This window comes from Aureibaculum flavum (assembly GCF_016406085.1).
GTDB lineage: Bacteria > Bacteroidota > Bacteroidia > Flavobacteriales > Flavobacteriaceae > Aureibaculum > Aureibaculum flavum.
In genome coordinates this window covers 315,921-334,529 of sequence record NZ_JAEHFJ010000003.1, presented here as the reverse complement: position 1 = coordinate 334,529, position 18,609 = coordinate 315,921, and the positions used below count along the sequence as shown (strand labels likewise).

The window sequence follows — 18,609 nt, the reverse complement described above, 5'->3', positions numbered from 1 at the left end:
AAAAAGCATCCTATACAGTAGGATGCTTTTTTCTTTTACTCTTCTTCTTCCTTATATTCATGATATAAGAAATCATTATAGGGAAACCGTTCAATATGAATTTTCTTAACAGCTTCAAAAACCTTATCCTTAAAGTCGTCTATATTTTCTTTGTTTAAGGCAGAAATAAAGATGCAATTCTCATCTAATTTAGACATCCATGTTTTTTTCCAATCGTCTAAGGTATAATGTGCTGAAGTTTTTTCAGTAACTAAATCATCATCATCAATAGTATCATAGGTATAATTGTCAATCTTATTAAAGATCATTAAACTTGGTTTATCTGCACTTTTTATCTCATCTAAAATTTTATTTACAGAATCTATATGTTCTTCAAAATTAGGATGAGAAATATCAACTACATGTAATAACAAATCTGCTTCACGTACTTCATCCAACGTAGATTTGAAAGACTCTACCAGTTGTGTAGGTAATTTTCTAATAAACCCAACAGTATCGGTAAGTAAAAAAGGAATATTTTTAATAACCACCTTTCTAACAGTGGTATCTAACGTAGCAAACAACTTGTTTTCTGCAAAAACATCACTTTTACTGATAACATTCATTAACGTAGATTTACCCACGTTTGTGTAACCCACTAAGGCCACACGTACCATTTTACCACGATTGCCACGTTGCACGGCCATTTGTTTATCAATGGTAATTAATTTCTTTTTTAATAAAGTAATTCTATCTCGTACAATACGTCTATCTGTTTCAATTTCTGTTTCACCTGGTCCACGCATACCAATACCACCTTGTTGTCTTTCAAGGTGCGTCCACAATCCTGTTAAACGTGGTAATAAGTATTCATATTGAGCTAATTCAACTTGCGTACGAGCATAACTTGTTTGGGCACGCTGAGCAAAAATATCTAATATTAGACCTGTTCTGTCTAATATTTTACATTTCAGCATCTTCTCTATATTTCTTTGTTGTCCTGGTGATAATTCATCATCAAAAATAACGGCACCAATGTCATTTGCCTCAACGAATTGCTTTACTTCTTCCATTTTTCCAGAACCAATAAAGGTTTTCGGATTAGGCGTGTCAACTTTTTGTGTAAATCGTTTTACGACTTCACCTCCTGCTGTAAACGTCAAAAATTCTAGTTCATCTAAGTATTCTTGAGATTTTTCAGCATCTTGTTCTTGATTCATTATACCAATAAGTACAACTTTTTCAAGCTCTAAACTCTTTTCTTCTATCATGTTACAAAGGTATGAAGAATACCGAACTTAATGATGAACTGATTTTAACTTTTTCCATTCGGTATAAAATTATCCTTTTTCACCTATTTTTTTCCTTTTTATCCTTTCATAGCTGTGCTATGCAACTTTAAAAAGCCTTCAATTGGACAAAAAATCAATAATACTCGCTTAAATGTGAAAAGTAAAAACCAGTTCAATATTTTTTGTACTTTCGATGCATACTAATTTTATATTTTGACGGAAGACAAAGAGAAGCACAATTTATATTCTATTGCATTTTACAATCTCGAAAACCTATTTGATATTACAGATACAGATAAGGTGTTGGATAGAGATTATACACCAACAGGTAGAAATAAATGGAATAAAAAAAGATACGAAAGAAAATTAAATCTATTAAGTAAAGCCATTTCTCAAATTGGAGTTAATGAAACAGGTTTTTTACCTGCAATAATTGGTGTTGCCGAGGTTGAAAACAGAAACGTAATAAATGATTTATTAGATAAGAACGAGTTAAAAGATAAGGGATATGAAATTGTTCATTTTGATTCTCCTGATGAGCGTGGTGTAGATGTTGCTTTTTTATACAGGAAAGCTGTTTTTGAATTAATTAGTTCTGAATCAATTACACTTTTGGTAGATAATTTTGATGGGGTTAGAGATCAAACTCGTGATATTTTATTGGTAAAAGGGAAATTACAAGGTAAACTGATTCACTTTTTTGTAAACCACTGGCCATCTAGACGAGAAGATGGAGATACACAATATAAAAGAGTACAGGCAGCAGCTCTAGTTCATGAAACTATAGAAAAAATTAAACTTGAAACACCCAATCCAACTATCGTTATAATGGGCGATTTTAATGATGATCCAACAAACACAAGTATTAAACAACATTTGGTAACTGAAGATTTTTACAATCCATACGAATCAATCTTTGATAAGGGATTTGGAACATCTACTTATAGAAGGCAATGGCATCTTTTTGATCAGATAATTGTAAGTAAAAACTTACTTGATGCAACTGAATTCACTTTTAAAGAAGCTCATATTTTTGATGAAGAATTTTTAAAAGAATGGAAAGGTAAACATAAAGGGAGACCATTTAGAACCTATATTGGCCCTTGGTTTCAAGGTGGGTATAGCGATCATTTTCCAGTCTATATTATTGTAAAAAACAATAAACCCTAATCCAGCAACCAGCTTTGGAAAAGGGTTTACCTATTAATCAACTCAAATAATTAACTTCTATTTTGCATAACAATTTTTAATGGCATTTTGAAAATCTTACCTTTTAGCAATGAATTAGGCTTTACCCTTTTATAATTTAATCTGCTTTTTACAAAACTTTCAACTTGGGTTTCAGCACATTTAACTTCAATAATGACTATTTCATCATTGGCATTTAACATTAAAAGAACAGTTGCATTTAATTCTTCCTTGGTTGACTTAAATTCTGGAGATTCAAGCATTTTTTTTATTTGAACCGTAAGATTAATATCTGGTTCGTTGTTAATGTTTGTAGGAAAGGCAGTTAGGCATCCCATAAAAATCATTACAATTGCTACTTTTAGTTTTTTCATGATACATAGTTTTTTGTTTAACACGAGTCAAAAATACCATATCATATAAAAAACTAGATTTAATTAAAATTACGAAAAGATTGTGATTACTTTAAATATTGACAGACTTTACGTCGTTTTAAAGTTAAATTTCCATAAAGATAATCTGAGGCTATTATAAAAAAAAACCTCTTATAAATTAAGAGGTTTTTGTGAGATAAAATGTTGGAATTATAAATTTGGTTGCGGTGTCATTCTCAAATAAGGTTTTATTTCTTTTACACCTTTTGTGAATATTTTTTTCGCATCTTCAGTTGCAATTGCAGGACTCACCACAACATCATCACCTTGTTCCCAATTGGCAGGAGTGGCTACTTTGTGATAAGCAGTTAATTGTAACGAATCTATAACACGTAACAATTCTTTAAAGTTTCTACCTGTTGATGCAGGATAGGTTAAAATCAATTTAATGGTTTTATCTGGTGCAATAATAAATACAGAACGTACTGTTAAACTATTATCCGCTTTTGGGTGAATCATATCATACAACGTAGATACATTTCTATCTTCATCAGCAATTATTGGAAAGTTAACTTCCGTTTGCTGTGTTTCATTAATATCTTTTATCCATTCTTTGTGAGACTCAACACCATCTACACTTAATGCAATCATTTTTACATTGCGTTTATCAAATTCAGGTTTATATTTTGCGGTTGTACCTAATTCAGTGGTACAAACAGGAGTAAAATCTGCTGGGTGAGAAAATAAAATTCCCCAACTATCTCCTAAATAGTCATGTAAATTTAATTCACCTATTGAGCTTTGAGCTGTAAAATTTGGAGCTGTGTCTCCTAATCGTAAAGTTGCCATAATTTTTGTTTTTATTTTAGTATCCTACAAATTTAGTAGATTAATAATACATATGTATTTTTTTTGGCTAAATAAATGTTAAAGTTGTTTTTAGGCTTTCAATTTAATAGGTATCCAGACCTCTTCTTCGGCATTAGGGTCATTTGGTTTATTATGTTCTGGTATATATTCAAAATGGGGACGGTTATCTAAATCATAATTAGAATTTGGTAGCCATTCACCATAAATAAATGCGGCTGTTTTCGGAAATTGTTGGGGTGTACCTTTATGAATAAAAACAGCATAGTCTCCTCCTGGTAAAGTAAAAGATTTTAAACCTTCTGGTGTAGTATCAACATCAGAAACCTCAGTGGCTGCCCATTTTTTAAAAATGGTATGGGGTGTAAATTGCCGTATATCAAAATCATCATTGTAAACCTGTATTGAATAATAACCTGTATTTATTCTCTTATTTATTTCTTTTACACGGGGTTTAAAGGCTTTCCATAATTCAAAGGCTTTATTTTCTGCTAAAGAAGTTTGGATAGACAAGCCTATTAGTTTTTTGTCTTGTATGTTTATAATTTTTGCTTGCTGCATAACTGCTAATTTATAAAAACTATCTAACTCGTGGCGTAAAATTTCCTAGTGCAGTTTGTGGTAACTTCGTTGTTCCTGCTGCACCGGTATCATTCCAGATTTGCCATTCAGAAAATGTATACACTGGATTTCCTTGTGTTACAGAGGTGTTTCTTAAGGCACGATCATTTTCAAATTCATGATTGGTGTTAGTTCCATCTTCTCCAATTACTCCAAAAATATCTATGATGGTTCCATTAGGGTCAACTAATTGAAGAATATCATTGCCGTTTCTTGTTTTTGATAGTGAAATTTCTTATTTTTAATGATTGTAAATACTAAGAAATAAAATTAAACGTTGTAACCAAATATGTTCTTTTACGTCTAATGTTAAAAGGATGATGTTCTTTTGTTTACATTTGTAGTCTTATTTAATAGACAAAACTGCAATTATTGAGTCATTTAAAAAATAAATCGGAAATTAATTTGGCCGCTGCGGAAGTATTAATAGAGAGAGATGATTTTTTTGCTCCTAGTGTGCATTGTTCTTACTATGGATGTTTACAATATATAAAGTCTAAATTAAATCAAATAGGTATCTCATATCAACAAATGAATTCGGAAATATCAGCATCTAGGCAAGTTGGTGTTAGAACACTTAACTCACATGCTTATCCAATTGATTTAATTTGTCGTAAAATTGAAGAAAAATCAGATTTGATTTATAAAAAGTCTGTAAAAGACAAAATTAAAACGTTGAAAACTTTTAGGGAAATTTCAGATTATCAGAATGAAAATATTAATAGGGAAAAAAGTATAGCAGCTTTAGAACTTAGTAAAGAAATAATAAAATTAATTAAAAATAAGATTTAGATGGAATCAATAGATTTTTTAAAAGAAAAATTAGAATTGCTCCATGATATTTGCCCATATTTAGAAATTAAATATGAGTATAGGAGCTATATAAATACTCACATTATTGAAGTTAAACCTATTCATTGTTTTGAGAAAGATATAGAATATGTAAATGGTCAAATTTTATTAGAGGATGATTTTGAAGAATCATTTCCTGATGAAGAAATCTTATTTATTACTGATAATGAGTTAATATCAGTTGAAAACCCAATTTTAGAATTAGGCATTTTACAAGATGATTGTGAATATGATTTAATTACACCTCCGGTCATAGCTGAATATAGCATGAATAATTCAATTTTGTATGGAGTTGATTCTACAATGCCTTATGAATTTGAAATACCAATTGCAAAGCATAATCATTGGTGGAATAGACCATTTAAAAATAAAAAAGACTCTGAACAATATTCAGAGTCTTTTTTTTTATAATTTTGTTTTATGGAAAAACCGAAAAAAGCAGCATTTAGTTTTAAAAAATTTACAGTACCAAGGTTTTCATACAATCAATCGCTAAATGAAAAACCAGAATTGGATTTACTTTTTAACCCGAGAGGTGAATATAATAAAGAAAAGGGTTTGTTTAATCTTATTTTGAATTTAAGTGGGACTGAAAAAACTGACAAAGCAGAAATAATTCAAATTGAATCGGTAGCTACTTTTAAATTTTCCGAAAATATTGATATTAAGGATATACCTGAATATTTTTATGCTAATTCTATTGCAATTATGTTCCCTTATGTAAGATCATTTATAAGTACTCTTACTTTACAGTCTAATACTGGTATTATAATGCTCGAAATTTTAAATTTGTCGGCCATGAAGGAAACTCTTAGAGAAAATACTAAAGCAAAATAAAAACTATTTTCCAAAAAGAAATCTGGTGAAAAAAGAAGAATAGTCTATTATCTATTAAATATCTTTTTTAGATTTTATATTACCTAACTCCTGGCGTAAAATCATCAGGTGCATTTTGTGGTAATTTCGTTGTACCTACTGCTCCCGTATCATTCCAGATTTGCCATTCAGAAAATGTGTACACCGAATTTCCTTGGGTAACCGAAGCGTTTCGTAAGGCTCTACCATCTTCAAACTCATGGTTGGTGTTAGTTCCATCTTCTCCAATTACTCCAAAAATATCTATGATGGTTCCATTAGGGTCAACCAATGTGATATTGTCATCACCATTTGAACCTGCTGGGCCTGTGCTGGTACCATCCATATTTGGAGCAAAACCATAAACGGCTTCAAACTCAACATCATTTACCGCAATTACAAATGCTTGGTCTACGGCAAGGGTGATTCCGGTCAAATCCATAGATGAAGATATGGTTTCGCTATCGTTGGTATATCTGTTGAGTGTCCATGCCGTAAGGTCGATGGGTTTAGAATCGGCATTATAAATTTCTATAAAACGAGCATTGGCATTGTTATCTGGGTCGGCTATTTCTGAAATAAAAACTTTATTGGTAATATCTCCTGTGGGTACACATCGGGTTGCGGTCATGTTAACCGTGGCCTCTATGTTTTTAAGTAATAATACAGGGTCTGTATAGGTTGAAGCAATTCCTATAATTGTTCCGTTGCCAGTCGGATACTCTTCATTGGCAAATGTAGCGGTTGAAACGGTTAAAACATCTACTAATTTTTTGCAATCGGTTAAAGGAATACTACCTTTATACGTACCTTCTTCCTCTTCAAACTGTACATTGTCTATACGTACCAATTGAGCTTCGTAATTACCAGTATTAAGGTCTTCAATGGTAATGGAGGTTGGAGTTGGTAAAGTAACATTATCAGCTACAAAAAGTACATGCTTGTATTGCGTAATATTTGCTTGTAATAATCCTCTTAAGCTCCCTAATACAACATCTTTCAAATTGATTTTTACTTGATAGCCACTGCGTAATGAACCTGCAGAAGAGAATCGTAATGCGATGGCTCCTGATTCATCTTGAATAAATGCATTACGGTCTGACATATTGTTTTCATCAATTCCTGACATGGTAATAACACCCTCAATATAAATATCATCGGTAATTTTAGAATCTGTACCTGTAAATAATGTTCTTATCTCTGCAATTGATGCTTTGGTGCCACTAATATTTTCGGCAAAACCAATTCTTTTTCTATCATTGTTTAATTGAACATCTTCAATACTTCTTATCAATATTTGATAGGTATTGCTAAATTTAGATAATACACCTCTAATGGTACCATTTCCGCTTGGAACTTCTGTAGTTCCAAAGTTTGCAAAGGCACTTGTTCTAAATGAAATGGATGATGTTGAAATGTCTTCAATTAAATAATTTGTGCCTCCACCAGAATCTGTATTGGTTTCGTATAATGTTTTGCCCAATGCAGCATCTTCAAATTGAACATCTTTAAGCTCTATTAACGTGTTTAGATGTGCATCTGTAATTTGGCTCAATGTTATTTTATTAACGAGTTGTTCTTCATCCACAATATCGCAAGTTTTTACCAACACATTCTTAAAGTTTGCAGCCGTAATTTTACCGATAGATTCTTCCTTGGTACGTTCATCAACATATAAATTACCAATTTCTAAGCTCTCAAAATTTAATTGTGTAAAGGTGTTTTTAAGGTTTATGGATACTTTTCTACCGGGATTAAAAATGGTGTATAAATCGGGCACATCAACAGGAATACTAAAACCATGACTTCCGTCTAGCGTCTGAAAATGCAATTCATTATAAAAATTTCCTGATTGGTCGTTGGAAGTTACATAGGCTTCAATAACATCTGCCTCTGTGTATTGTGAGGTAATACTTGTTGTTAAATTATATATTTCTTCAACTGTTTTTGTTGGTGTCAAAATAGATGCATCACAATCATTAATATTTGGAATTTTATAATCATCATCTTGTACACATGAAACTAGGGCAAGAAAGACGAAAAAAAAGTATTTTTTTAATCCATTCTGCATTTTGAATAATAGAGTATGATAGAACGCCTCCCGAGGGTTCGGGATGATTGATTTTGAGGAACTAAAAATAGTATCGAGAACTACATTTGACTCAAAATTCTTATTCTCGATACTAATTTTACGCTTTTCAATCGCAAAATTCACTCGAACAGACGAATTTTTATCAAAATGAAAAATGGTTCTAGTTATTGTCTTCATAACGTTTGTGATTTTTAAAACTTAAAGCAAGATTTATAAAATAAGTCCGCCCAAATCCATACCAGTATTTTGGTCCGAAATTGCGTTGTGCAGAACCATTGGCAGTATCTGCTACCAAAGAAGCATAATTTGCAGTTCGTGATTGTTCATAACCTCCAGAGATGTAGTTTACATCAAATAAATTATGAATACTAGCGACTAGTTTTAGATTGATATTTTTATAATGCCATAACTTTCCTCCTGATAAATTAACGATTGAATAACTACTAAATTTTTCTTGTTTAAGTAAGGTTCTTGCTAGATCAAAATCAATATCCTGATATGGCTGACCATAATCATTTGGGTTACTAAAAAAGGCATCTGTTCGTGTTATAGCAGAAATATCTAAATATCCATTTGAAAAATAATTTGCAGATGCATTAAGCCACCAGTTTTTAGAATTTTTATAAAATAGGCCTATAGAAAAGGCTTGTTGTGGACCATTTGCTACCTTATAATTTTTGAGATAGGTTTCACCAAGATCAATAAAACCTGTATTGTTAATAATGTCTTCACTGAGTCCAGCAGTATCAAAATTAACACCTACATTGGCATTGTTTGTATAGGTATGTTGCCCCAATGCTGCTACAAAAGAACTGCTAAAATTGGAGTTGATTTCATACTCTAATCCTAATTCTAAACCTAGATGTCGTTTGTCAATTCCAGTAATTACTTCTTGAAAAAAATCGGCTCCTGTTCCTATTTCTGCAAAAAAGGAATTGACTGTAGTCCCATCTTTAAAATCAGTAAAATAACCCGTTAATCGAGACTGTAATTTGGGACTATTGATAAGGTATGTAACATCTGCTGAGGTAATCTTCTCTGATACCAAATTGGGAACAATGGCATTGTTTTCTCTACTATTTATAAATGAATTTTGAATTGTTGGCCCTTGGGTTAAGTAAGCAGTGTTTATTTCAAAATAATGTTTTGATATAAATTGATATTTAGTGCCTGCTTTAAAAGCGTAATCATCAAAGATTAGTTGTTCACTATTACCTAAAGAATTATTTACATAAGCTTGGTTCAAGAATAAACCCTCTCTTTGAAATTCTTTTCTCGAGTAGTTGGCAGCAATAAAAAATTCAGTTTTCTCCGTTTTGTATTGTAATTGCGTAAATGCCGAAGCTTGATATGCTTGTAAATTAAAATTGTACTTGATTTTATCATTTAAACCTTTGTTTTCTGGGTCTAATACATCATTATTGGATGGATTGCCCTCAATAAGGGTAAACGGATTTACATCTAAATAAAATTGCCCTCCTAAAAGATCTTTTGGCTGGGCGTAATTATTAGAATTACTGTTTTTAAAAGATAGTCCAATGTCAAAATTTAGCTTGTCATTTAGTTTCCTATTTAATACGGAGTTTACCATAAAAACAGCATCTTTTTTTACATTGTTGTATATTAAATATCGAGCAGAACCGCCATCGGAAATGTTAGTTGTATTTAAATTGGTTTCATATAAGTTAATCCAATCTATTTGTGGATTTTCACTAATTTCAGGTAAATACTTCCAATAATTGGGATATGGGTTTGGAGCATCTGTATAATCTAATCTACTATTTTTTTGATCAATAGTTTGATAGGAAACAGAAGTAGTAAATGTTGATTTGTCATTTTTAAAATCATAACCTAGTATAAACATAGGAGCCTTAAATGTAGAAATACTAGAATTTCGTTTTTCGTCTTCTTGCCATCCCCAATAGGGATTGTAATTACTACCAAATTCATTAAAAGTACGTTCGGTTATGGCTGTAGTTTGTCCTTTTCTACTGGGAGCGTAAATTGCAGTGGCATTAATACTGTGAGCTTCGTTTATGTTATATGATACAGCACCAAAAAGACTATAAGCATCATACAAGGTAGCATTAACATAGCCTTCATTTCCCCAACGTCTTGATGCTGAAATACTATAGGCCAATCCGTTATTTTGAAGGCCTGAATTATAGGTTGCCATGGTGCTACCCACATAGTTTTTATTAGAGACAGAACTTGAAATACGCAAGCCTTTTCGCATTTTAGAGGCATCAGTTGTTATTGATGTTATTCCAGATAGCCCACCAAAATTTTGAGAGGAATACGAAAGCCCTACAGTTGATTCCCTATTTCTAGTAATATCATTTAAACCGCTAAATGTATTCCAAAAGGGTCTATTATTGTATAAATTGGTTATATCTAAGCCATTCAGTAGTATTTTAGATTGACTAGCACCGTATCCTCTAAAACTGAAAAATGTGGGACTAAAATCAAAACTCACACGTTGCAGAAAAATATCCTTTGCCGTTGCGTAATAGGTTTGATTATTTTCATAACTATTTTCATCAAGCCAAATTAGTTGGTCTGAATTGTCAAAAACAATGTCGTTAGGATAGAGGTATATGGTACCTAAATCAAGAATTTCACCTTCTTTTATTGAAATAGGATAATTTTGTAACTCATAATTTTCATTAAAAAGTTCAATAATATAATCTCCAACAGGAACTTTTAATAATGTAAATTGGCCATTAATATCAGTAAGAGTAAGGTTGTTTAATTCTTTTATAGTAACAGAAACATTTATAAGTGGGTTTTGATTTTCATAATCAATTATAACTCCTTTGATTGTGCCTGTTTCTTGAGAAAAAACACAAATAGAGGTAAGTATATAAAGAGTAAGTGTTAGCGAAAATCTACTCATATCCTATTATAAGAGATTTATAAGTTACGAAATTTTTAACAAGTGCTCATAAAAAGGCAATTAATCGTTAGTAAATTCGTTAATTTTTTACATATTTTTGCGTAAATGAACTATTCAAAAAAATGTAAATAGGTCATTTTTATTTAATCTTTAAAATAGTAATTCATGAAATTTAAAATTGTATTTGTATTGGCTGCACTAATAGTAGTTAGCTGTGGAAAATTAGGAGATAAAGCCAGTAGTGCATTAGATGCTGTAAGTGATATGGGTTCTGGAGGAGCCAACAGTGTTATTGCCTACAATAATGCTATGGTAGACTATATGAACGATGCAGGTGATAAAATAACTAAGGCTAGTGATGATTATGAGAAAATGAGTAAAATGGTAACTCAAAAGAGAAAACCAACGTTGTTTTTAGGTCATGCTTTTATTGGTAGGGTTCCTGATATTAACAAAGAGAGAGACGATATTTTCTTATTAAACCCAGGTAATAACTTACCATCTGAAATTAAAGAAGAATTGACAAATAGTGTAAAAGCGACTGGTGAGGCATTTGCAAACACACATGAAGCGTATAAGAAGTTTAAAGATTATTATGATAATGAAGATTTTAAGGATGATGATTGGGCAAAAGGAGGTGAGTATCTAGAAATTATAAAAACGAATATTACTGCTTTTTATGAAAAACGTTCTGAAGCGTATAAAATACTAAGACCAATTTCTGATCAAGCAGAAATAGAGCTTTTAAAAGATCATCCATTAAAAGAAAGTATTATCGCTTCAAAAACAGATTTAGCTATTGCTGAAGAAATTGTAGATATAGTTTATGCTGAAGAAGTTGATATTGATGCATTAAATGCTAAATATGACGAGTTAGAAGCTAATCATGCAAAAAATAAAGGTTTAACACCTGAATTATTAGAAGAGCAAAATAAAGCGACTTATTACAAGAATTTTTATGATGAAATTGAAGAGTATTTGGGAGAGGTAAGAAAGAGTAAGAGAGATGGTAAAATTACTGATCGTGAAGCTGAAAGTATTGGTCGTGATTTTAAAAGTCTTATTAACTATTACAATAGGTTCGTTTAAATAAAAAACAATGTTTATATTTATCCTGCAAAGTATTTTAAATATTTTGCGGGATTTTTATTTTAAAAAGGCATCATTTTTGATAATTGATTAAGGGAGAAAATCAAACCATTTATATGAGAAAAAAGATATCCACAAGTATTTTTTTATTGCTATGCGTTTTTTTATCAAGTTATGCTCAAGATGATTGGGGTAATTATGTTATTGAAAAGGAAAAAGGTATAATGTCAGTAACCGTCAATTACAAATATATGTTGGGTAAACCCAATTATAAAAATCTTGTATTGGTTGGTAAAAGAACAAGTAAATGTTTTAATAACGGAATGCCAACTACTGAAGGTCTAGAAGAAATTTATGACTACTCAGATGCTGTTGCTAATGAAATTATTGAATCATCTAAAAAGAATAGACTGGTAGGTATACTCACTTACCAATGTACAGGTTTTGATGTCTATTATGTAAAAGATACGATTAACTTGAGAACTAAAATTGATTCGTTATACAAAGCTAAATTCTCTGATTCTAAGAATTACTTAGTTATAAATCGAGATAAAAAATGGGAATATTATAAAGAAGTGCTTTACCCAAAAGATGTATCTGATAGCTTTTTTATGAGCCAAGATCTTTTAAGTCAAATGTTTTTAGAAGGAGCAGACCTTACTAAAAAACGTAAAGTAAATCATTATTTTTATTTCAAAAGAGAGACGAATAGGAAGCGGTTTTTAGAGAAAATTAAAACCATTGATTTTAAAGTTGATTCTTTAAAGTTTACTGAGGATAAAGACTTTCCTTATGAGTTGCAAATTCATCGAGAAGATTCTTTATCTCCCACTTTTTTAGCGGAATTGACCAAAGCATTAAAATCATTTGCATTATCTAACATGGGGTATTATGATGGTTGGGGAATTGATTAAACTTACAATAGTTTATGGTAATGGGTGCTTAAAAACAAAAATAAATGACCTCAAATAGCCAATTTTTTGATGAGCTTTCAGATGATTATGATGTAATGATCAATTTTGAAAATGCACTTAAGAATAAAACCTCTTTTTTTAAAAACTTTCTGCTGACAAATTATAAGATGGCTCTTGACTTAGGTTGCGGTACGGGTGCAGATTCAATTGCATTGTCTAAATTAGGACTGCAAGTTGATGCCATTGATCACTCTAAAGGAATGTTGCAGCAAGCCAGAAAAAATGCTGAAAAATTTGATGCTAAAATTAATTTTATAGAATCAGGATTAACTGATTTTTCGTTAAAAGACAAGAGATATGATTTTATTGTTTCTCTAGGTAACACCATAGCCAATATCAATATGCAAGAGGTTAGTGGTCTAGTGTCAAAACTATATGGTATTTTAAATTTTGGAGGTGAGGTACTTTTCCAAATTGTAAATTATGCGAAGCTGCCCAAAAGTGGAATCCATATACTGAATGTATATGAAAATGATGCGGTTTCTATTCTTAGAAAGTACAACATCAATACAGATAATATTGACTTTATCATAGAAAAAAATGACAAAAAAAAGAACCAAGTTAGCCAGATAATAACAACGTTATACCCTCATTCAAAAATTGATTTTGAAAAAACGGCAACTGAAATCGGATTCACTAGTAACTTCTATGGAAATTTAAAAAAGGATAAATTTGTAGCTACAGATTCACCAAATCTTGTTGTGCAGCTAAAGAAAGTTAAGTAGTTATGCATTTATTTGACATAAAACCAATATACACCAATTGGTTTGTTTTTAGAATTACTTATAAAGGTAGGTAAAACTATAGAGTGCTTGACAATCAGTAATTTAATACTTTTTAGAGTTGTGTTAAATACTAAGTAGTATTTTTTCTTAACGTAAAATTTCTAAAAATTATTGATAATTCGTTAAAATTAAGTCTAAAATAACTGCTGATATACATCTTCAATTTTAGAAACGAGTACTATTTTAATGTTATACTTTTTAGATGGAATTTTGTTGTACTTTGAAACCATAATCTTTTGGAATCCTAATTTTTCAGCTTCTAAAATGCGTTGTTCAACACGATTAACGGGTCTAATTTCACCTGCCAAACCAACTTCAGCTGCAAAGCAATAATCTTGAGGAATGGCTTCATCTTCATTTGAAGAAAGTATAGAAGCTACAACTGCTAAATCAATGGCGGGGTCGTCTACTGAAATTCCCCCTGCAATATTTAAAAAAACATCTTTTGCACCCAAACGGAATCCCGCTCGTTTTTCTAATACGGCTAAAATCATATTGAGCCTTTTGGTATTATAACCTGTTGTAGATCGTTGAGGTGTACCGTAAACTGCTGTGCTCACTAATGCTTGAACTTCTATCATTAAGGGTCGCATGCCTTCTAATGTTGCTCCAATAGCTGTACCGCTTAATGATTCGTCCTTTTCTGAAATCAGTATTTCAGATGGGTTTTCAACTTCTCTTAATCCTGAACCTTGCATTTCGTAAATACCAAGCTCTGCAGTGGAACCGAAACGGTTTTTTTGTGCTCGTAAAATACGATAGGTATGGTTTCTATCGCCTTCAAACTGTAAAACCACATCTACCATGTGTTCTAAAATTTTTGGTCCTGCAATAGTTCCTTCTTTAGTAATATGACCAATTAAAATAACAGGTGTTGCCGTTTCTTTAGCAAATTTTATAAGTTCTGCAGTGGTTTCTCGTATTTGAGAAATACTACCAGGTGACGCTTCAATAGTATCAGTTTGTAAAGTTTGAATTGAGTCAATTACAACCACATCTGGCTGAGTTTCTTCTATACTTTTAAATATGTTTTGGGTTTTAGTTTCAGTAAGAATCAAACATTCTGTATTGGTGTTTTTTAGCCTTTCTGCTCGCATTTTAATTTGCGATTGACTTTCCTCACCCGATACATATAGTACTTTTTTATCTATGGTTAAGGCTACTTGCAAAATCAAGGTCGATTTACCAATACCAGGTTCACCGCCTAATAGCGTCATAGAACCTTTTACCAAGCCCCCACCCAATACTCTATTTAGCTCATTATTTTGGGTGTCAATTCTATCTTCTTCATTAATGGCAATATCATTAATTTTTAATGGTTTAGCTACTTTTTTAGAAGGTGAAGATTGTTTCCAAGCACGTTTTTCTTCTTTTTGAATTACTTCTTCAACAATGGTATTCCATTCATTACATACATTACATTTACCCGCCCATTGAGCATGTTGTGCACCACAGTTTTGACAGAAAAAAGTTGTTTTTGTTTTAGCCATTGAAAAAATGTTTAATCGTTGGGTTGTTTAATTTTGTAATCGTTTAATTCTATCAATTTATCTGTTGCGTCCTTAACACCAAGTTCTCCTGATTTTTTAAAGTGCATATAGGCGTTTATTGTGTCTTTTTTTTTAAAAAAGATATTGCCTAAAAAAAATTGGCTTTCACCGATTAGATAATTGGATTCAATACATTTAGTAAAATCTAAAATTGCCATATCATACTGATTATCTAAGAGGTAAGCATGAGCTCTTTCATAATAAACTTTATAATCATTTACATAATAATCGGCATCATTATCTTCTTCATTATGAAATCTCAATTCGATTACACTAGATCCACTTTTTATTGCTCCTTCAGTAATTAAAGCCTTATCATAATACTCAATAGCTTTTTTTATATTTCCTAAACGCTTATAACTATTTCCAATATTCAATAATGCTATAGAATTATCCGAATCAAACACCAGGATTTTTTTGTAATCCTCAATTGCCCCCGTGTAATCTTCAAGCATTGATTTATCTACTCCTCTGTTTAACAGTGCTGGTCTGAAATCAGGTTTTCTTTTTATGGCTTTATCTAAAAAGAGAATTGCTTCCTTAAAATCACCATTCTCTTCTAAAACAGTCGCCTCATTAAAATAATGGGTATGCGATATAAAGTCACATGACACCAAAGGTATCAGTAGAAGGATTACTGGAGATATTAATTTATTCAAGACTATAGGTTTTCAATTCAACTTCTTTTCCATCAAAAACACCATAGGTAAAATGGCTAATCCAATCGCCTAAATTGATGTATCTGCTGTTATCTCCGACTTGAATTTCCATTGGTAAATGACGGTGTCCGAAGATAAAATAATCGTAATGTTTTGTTTCTAATTTTCGTTTACAATATTGTGCCAACCATTCATTTTCTTCGCCCAAAAATTTAGCGTCTTCATCTCCAGAAATCATTTTGTTTTTGGTAGATAAATACACGCCTAATCGTATGCCAATATCAGGATGCAACCAACGGTATAACCATTTTGAAACGGGATTGGTAAATACTTTTTTCATCCTTTTATAACCTTTGTCTCCTGGGCCTAAACCGTCGCCATGACCAATTAAGAATGTTTTATTGTTGATGATATATTCTTTAGGTTTATGATAAATTGGAATGTCCAATTCTTTTTCAAAATAATCATCCATCCATAAATCGTGATTACCGACAAAAAAGTAAATGGGGATGCCACTGTCTCTAATTTCGGCCAGTTTGCCTAAAACACGTACAAACCCTTTAGGCACAACCTTTTTATACTCAAACCAAAAATCGAAGAGATCGCCTAATAAAAAAATGGCTTCTGCATCTTGTTTGACAGTATCTAACCATTTTATAAAAATTTTTTCGCGTACTAAGCTATCTTTATGATTGGGTAACCCCAAGTGTTGATCAGATGCGAAATATATTTTTTTGTTGCTAGGAATGGTGATGTTCATTAAGGCTATTTAAATTCAAAATTAAGGAAATTTTTACCACAGTGGTCATTGCGATTTTTCTAAGACTGATCTGAAGCAAACCATTCTGCATATGAATTATTGGTTTCGCATAATTTTAAAGAATGTAATGTAACTGAATTTGGTAAATTTTTACTGATTTTATTGGCAAAATCTACAAGCATATTCTCACTCGTTGGCTGATAATCTACCAAAATAACTCTTGACGAATGGCTTTCAATTTTAGCCGCTAATTCTTTGTGTGGTGAATTCGCATTTAATACTGTGGCATGGTCAAAAATATCTATAACCTCAGATTTTACAATATTTTTTAAATCTCCAAAATCGAGTACCATTCCGTTTTTTACATGATTGGCATCGTTAATTGGGATACCTATTATGGTAACATACAATTGATAACTATGCCCGTGAATATTTTTACACTTACCATCGTAACCATATAGTGCATGTGCTGTTTCAAAATCGAAATGTTTAGTAATTCGTATGATGCTCATAGGTTAAATTTATTGAATGACATTAAGTTGTTTTCCTACTTTAGTAAAAGCAGCGATTGCCTTATCTAAATGTTCTTGACTATGTGCTGCCGATAACTGTACTCTGATTCTCGCCTTTTCTTTTGGTACTACAGGAAAGAAGAATCCAATAACATATATACCTTCATCTAACAGAGCATTTGCCATATCTTGAGATAATTTTGCATCGTATAACATTACAGGCACAATTGCAGCATCTGCACCTACAAGGTCAAACCCTGCTTTTTCCATCCCGTTACGGAAATAATTGGTATTCCATTCTAATTTATCTCGTAAGGAAGTGTCATTTTCTAGCAAGTCAAATACTTTTAAAGAGGCTCCAACAATAGCTGGAGCTAACGAATTTGAAAATAAATAAGGTCTAGAACGTTGTCTTAATAGTTCAATAATTTCCTTTTTAGCGGTCGTATATCCACCCATGGCTCCGCCCAATGCTTTTCCTAATGTTCCTGTAACAATATCAACACGATTTAGTACATTTTTTAATTCTAATGTGCCTTTTCCTGTTTTGCCAATAAATCCTGTGGCGTGACATTCATCTACCATAACTAAGGCATCATACTTTTCAGCTAAATCACATATTTTATCTAAGCTAGCAACAATTCCATCCATTGAAAATACGCCGTCTGTAACAATTAGTTTAAATCGAGCTCCCGCTTCATTGGCTTCTTTTAATCGAGCTTCCAATTCCTCCATATTGTTATTTTCATACCGATAACGTGCTGCTTTACACAGACGAACACCATCAATAATTGAAGCATGATTTAAAGAATCAGAAATAATAGCATCTTCTTTTCCTAAAAGGGGTTCAAAAATTCCGCCATTGGCATCAAAAGCAGCGGCATATAAAATAGTGTCTTCAAAACCATAAAAACTAGCTATGCGTTTTTCTAATTCTTTATGAATGTCTTGTGTGCCACAGATAAAACGAACGGAAGACATACCGTAACCATGTGTGTCCATAGTGTCTTTTGCTGCTTGAATAACTTCAGGATGGTTAGAAAGTCCTAAGTAATTATTTGCACAAAAATTAATCACTTCTTGACCAGTAGATATTTTTATAACGGCATCTTGAGCGGAAGTAATAATCCGTTCAGATTTATATAAACCTGCTTCTTTAATATCTTGTAATTCGTTTTGTAAGTATTGTTTGATATTGCTGTACATAATTGAGTGTTTTTGTAAAAATACAAATGTAATAGATTTCTAAGTATCCTTTTGGAAA

Annotated in this window: 18 protein-coding genes; 7 read left to right on the top strand and 11 right to left on the bottom strand. The window is 31.6% G+C overall.

The features are described 5' to 3' along the window. Window positions 1-35: 35 nt before the first annotated feature. On the bottom strand, window positions 36-1,250 hold the full coding sequence (gene hflX, locus JBL43_RS07425) for a GTPase HflX (protein ID WP_198840822.1): 1,215 nt from the start codon (window positions 1,248-1,250) through the stop codon (window positions 36-38). A 234-nt stretch (window positions 1,251-1,484) separates the two neighbouring features. On the opposite strand from hflX, the gene JBL43_RS07420 reads away from it, so the two are divergent. After that, window positions 1,485-2,441, top strand: a complete 957-nt coding sequence (locus JBL43_RS07420) for an endonuclease/exonuclease/phosphatase family protein (RefSeq protein WP_198840821.1) — start codon at window positions 1,485-1,487, stop codon at window positions 2,439-2,441. A 50-nt stretch (window positions 2,442-2,491) separates the two neighbouring features. On the opposite strand, the gene JBL43_RS07415 is transcribed toward JBL43_RS07420, so the two are convergent. The 3 genes from JBL43_RS07415 to JBL43_RS07405 all read right to left on the bottom strand — a co-directional run bounded on the left by JBL43_RS07415 (window position 2,492) and on the right by JBL43_RS07405 (window position 4,261). Further along, window positions 2,492-2,833, bottom strand: a complete 342-nt coding sequence (locus JBL43_RS07415) for a hypothetical protein (RefSeq protein WP_198840820.1) — start codon at window positions 2,831-2,833, stop codon at window positions 2,492-2,494. A gap of 210 nt (window positions 2,834-3,043) precedes the next feature. Further along, entirely contained in the window at window positions 3,044-3,682 is a 639-nt protein-coding gene (locus JBL43_RS07410) for a peroxiredoxin (protein ID WP_198840819.1), read from the bottom strand. A 90-nt stretch (window positions 3,683-3,772) separates the two neighbouring features. Further along, window positions 3,773-4,261, bottom strand: coding sequence for a GyrI-like domain-containing protein (locus tag JBL43_RS07405; protein ID WP_198840818.1), 489 nt, complete (start codon window positions 4,259-4,261; stop codon window positions 3,773-3,775). Between the two features lie 432 nt (window positions 4,262-4,693). Between JBL43_RS07405 and JBL43_RS07400 the strand changes: the two genes are divergently transcribed. From JBL43_RS07400 to JBL43_RS07390, 3 genes are read left to right on the top strand one after another with little or no spacing between them, the layout of a single operon-like run. After that, window positions 4,694-5,113, top strand: coding sequence for a hypothetical protein (locus tag JBL43_RS07400; protein ID WP_198840817.1), 420 nt, complete (start codon window positions 4,694-4,696; stop codon window positions 5,111-5,113). Beyond that, window positions 5,114-5,584: a hypothetical protein gene (locus JBL43_RS07395; protein WP_198840816.1), complete on the top strand. Its 471-nt coding sequence runs from the start codon at window positions 5,114-5,116 to the stop codon at window positions 5,582-5,584. Between the two features lie 9 nt (window positions 5,585-5,593). Beyond that, a complete protein-coding gene (locus JBL43_RS07390; protein WP_198840815.1) occupies window positions 5,594-6,010 on the top strand; it encodes a protein-export chaperone SecB in 417 nt (138 codons plus the stop codon). Window positions 6,011-6,089: 79 nt separating this feature from the next. On the opposite strand, the gene JBL43_RS07385 is transcribed toward JBL43_RS07390, so the two are convergent. Together JBL43_RS07385 and JBL43_RS07380 are read right to left on the bottom strand one after the other, a co-directional pair. Beyond that, the gene (locus JBL43_RS07385) at window positions 6,090-8,297 is read right to left on the bottom strand and encodes a DUF5689 domain-containing protein (protein WP_198840814.1); all 2,208 of its coding nucleotides are present in this window, start codon (window positions 8,295-8,297) and stop codon (window positions 6,090-6,092) included. Continuing rightward, window positions 8,281-11,016, bottom strand: a complete 2,736-nt coding sequence (locus JBL43_RS07380; protein ID WP_198840813.1) for a carboxypeptidase-like regulatory domain-containing protein — start codon at window positions 11,014-11,016, stop codon at window positions 8,281-8,283. Before JBL43_RS07380 ends, JBL43_RS07385 begins: the two co-directional genes overlap by 17 nt. Window positions 11,017-11,181: 165 nt before the next feature. Here JBL43_RS07380 and JBL43_RS07375 point away from each other — a divergent pair, with 165 nt between their 5' ends. The 3 genes from JBL43_RS07375 (at window position 11,182) to JBL43_RS07365 (ending at window position 13,804) form a co-directional block, all read left to right on the top strand. Beyond that, a complete protein-coding gene (locus JBL43_RS07375; protein WP_198840812.1) occupies window positions 11,182-12,105 on the top strand; it encodes a DUF6845 domain-containing protein in 924 nt (307 codons plus the stop codon). Window positions 12,106-12,221: 116 nt separating this feature from the next. Next, window positions 12,222-13,019 carry a DUF695 domain-containing protein gene (locus JBL43_RS07370; RefSeq protein WP_198840811.1) on the top strand — a complete coding sequence of 266 codons (798 nt, stop codon included), beginning with the start codon at window positions 12,222-12,224 and terminating at the stop codon, window positions 13,017-13,019. A gap of 44 nt (window positions 13,020-13,063) precedes the next feature. Continuing rightward, window positions 13,064-13,804, top strand: a complete 741-nt coding sequence (locus tag JBL43_RS07365) for a class I SAM-dependent methyltransferase (RefSeq protein WP_198840810.1) — start codon at window positions 13,064-13,066, stop codon at window positions 13,802-13,804. Between the two features lie 194 nt (window positions 13,805-13,998). Here the strand turns inward: JBL43_RS07365 and radA are convergent, their stop codons facing one another. The 5 genes from radA to kbl are packed head-to-tail and all read right to left on the bottom strand — an operon-like array spanning window position 13,999 to window position 18,551. Continuing rightward, complete coding sequence (gene radA / locus JBL43_RS07360) at window positions 13,999-15,354, bottom strand: DNA repair protein RadA (RefSeq protein WP_198840809.1); 1,356 nt, start codon at window positions 15,352-15,354, stop codon at window positions 13,999-14,001. Between the two features lie 11 nt (window positions 15,355-15,365). Further along, window positions 15,366-16,073: a tetratricopeptide repeat protein gene (locus tag JBL43_RS07355; protein WP_198840808.1), complete on the bottom strand. Its 708-nt coding sequence runs from the start codon at window positions 16,071-16,073 to the stop codon at window positions 15,366-15,368. Continuing rightward, a complete protein-coding gene (locus JBL43_RS07350) occupies window positions 16,066-16,833 on the bottom strand; it encodes a UDP-2,3-diacylglucosamine diphosphatase (protein WP_198840807.1) in 768 nt (255 codons plus the stop codon). Before JBL43_RS07350 ends, JBL43_RS07355 begins: the two co-directional genes overlap by 8 nt. Window positions 16,834-16,892: 59 nt before the next feature. Then, a complete protein-coding gene (locus JBL43_RS07345; protein ID WP_198840806.1) occupies window positions 16,893-17,345 on the bottom strand; it encodes a 6-pyruvoyl trahydropterin synthase family protein in 453 nt (150 codons plus the stop codon). 9 nt (window positions 17,346-17,354) lie between these two features. After that, entirely contained in the window at window positions 17,355-18,551 is a 1,197-nt protein-coding gene (kbl, locus tag JBL43_RS07340) for a glycine C-acetyltransferase (protein ID WP_198840805.1), read from the bottom strand. Window positions 18,552-18,609 lie beyond the last annotated feature (58 nt).

What these genes read in the sequence shown, in the direction of transcription:
- JBL43_RS07395 (WP_198840816.1), top strand. Translation starts at nt 5,114, where the DNA reads ATGGAATCAATAGATTTTTTAAAAGAAAAATTAGAATTGCTCCATGAT.
- JBL43_RS07380 (WP_198840813.1), bottom strand. Translation starts at nt 11,016, where the DNA reads ATGAGTAGATTTTCGCTAACACTTACTCTTTATATACTTACCTCTATT.
- JBL43_RS07385 (WP_198840814.1), bottom strand. Translation starts at nt 8,297, where the DNA reads ATGAAGACAATAACTAGAACCATTTTTCATTTTGATAAAAATTCGTCT.
- hflX (WP_198840822.1), bottom strand. Translation starts at nt 1,250, where the DNA reads ATGATAGAAGAAAAGAGTTTAGAGCTTGAAAAAGTTGTACTTATTGGT.
- JBL43_RS07415 (WP_198840820.1), bottom strand. Translation starts at nt 2,833, where the DNA reads ATGAAAAAACTAAAAGTAGCAATTGTAATGATTTTTATGGGATGCCTA.
- JBL43_RS07350 (WP_198840807.1), bottom strand. Translation starts at nt 16,833, where the DNA reads ATGAACATCACCATTCCTAGCAACAAAAAAATATATTTCGCATCTGAT.
- JBL43_RS07345 (WP_198840806.1), bottom strand. Translation starts at nt 17,345, where the DNA reads ATGAGCATCATACGAATTACTAAACATTTCGATTTTGAAACAGCACAT.
- JBL43_RS07370 (WP_198840811.1), top strand. Translation starts at nt 12,222, where the DNA reads ATGAGAAAAAAGATATCCACAAGTATTTTTTTATTGCTATGCGTTTTT.
- kbl (WP_198840805.1), bottom strand. Translation starts at nt 18,551, where the DNA reads ATGTACAGCAATATCAAACAATACTTACAAAACGAATTACAAGATATT.
- JBL43_RS07390 (WP_198840815.1), top strand. Translation starts at nt 5,594, where the DNA reads ATGGAAAAACCGAAAAAAGCAGCATTTAGTTTTAAAAAATTTACAGTA.
- JBL43_RS07405 (WP_198840818.1), bottom strand. Translation starts at nt 4,261, where the DNA reads ATGCAGCAAGCAAAAATTATAAACATACAAGACAAAAAACTAATAGGC.
- JBL43_RS07365 (WP_198840810.1), top strand. Translation starts at nt 13,064, where the DNA reads ATGACCTCAAATAGCCAATTTTTTGATGAGCTTTCAGATGATTATGAT.
- JBL43_RS07375 (WP_198840812.1), top strand. Translation starts at nt 11,182, where the DNA reads ATGAAATTTAAAATTGTATTTGTATTGGCTGCACTAATAGTAGTTAGC.
- radA (WP_198840809.1), bottom strand. Translation starts at nt 15,354, where the DNA reads ATGGCTAAAACAAAAACAACTTTTTTCTGTCAAAACTGTGGTGCACAA.
- JBL43_RS07410 (WP_198840819.1), bottom strand. Translation starts at nt 3,682, where the DNA reads ATGGCAACTTTACGATTAGGAGACACAGCTCCAAATTTTACAGCTCAA.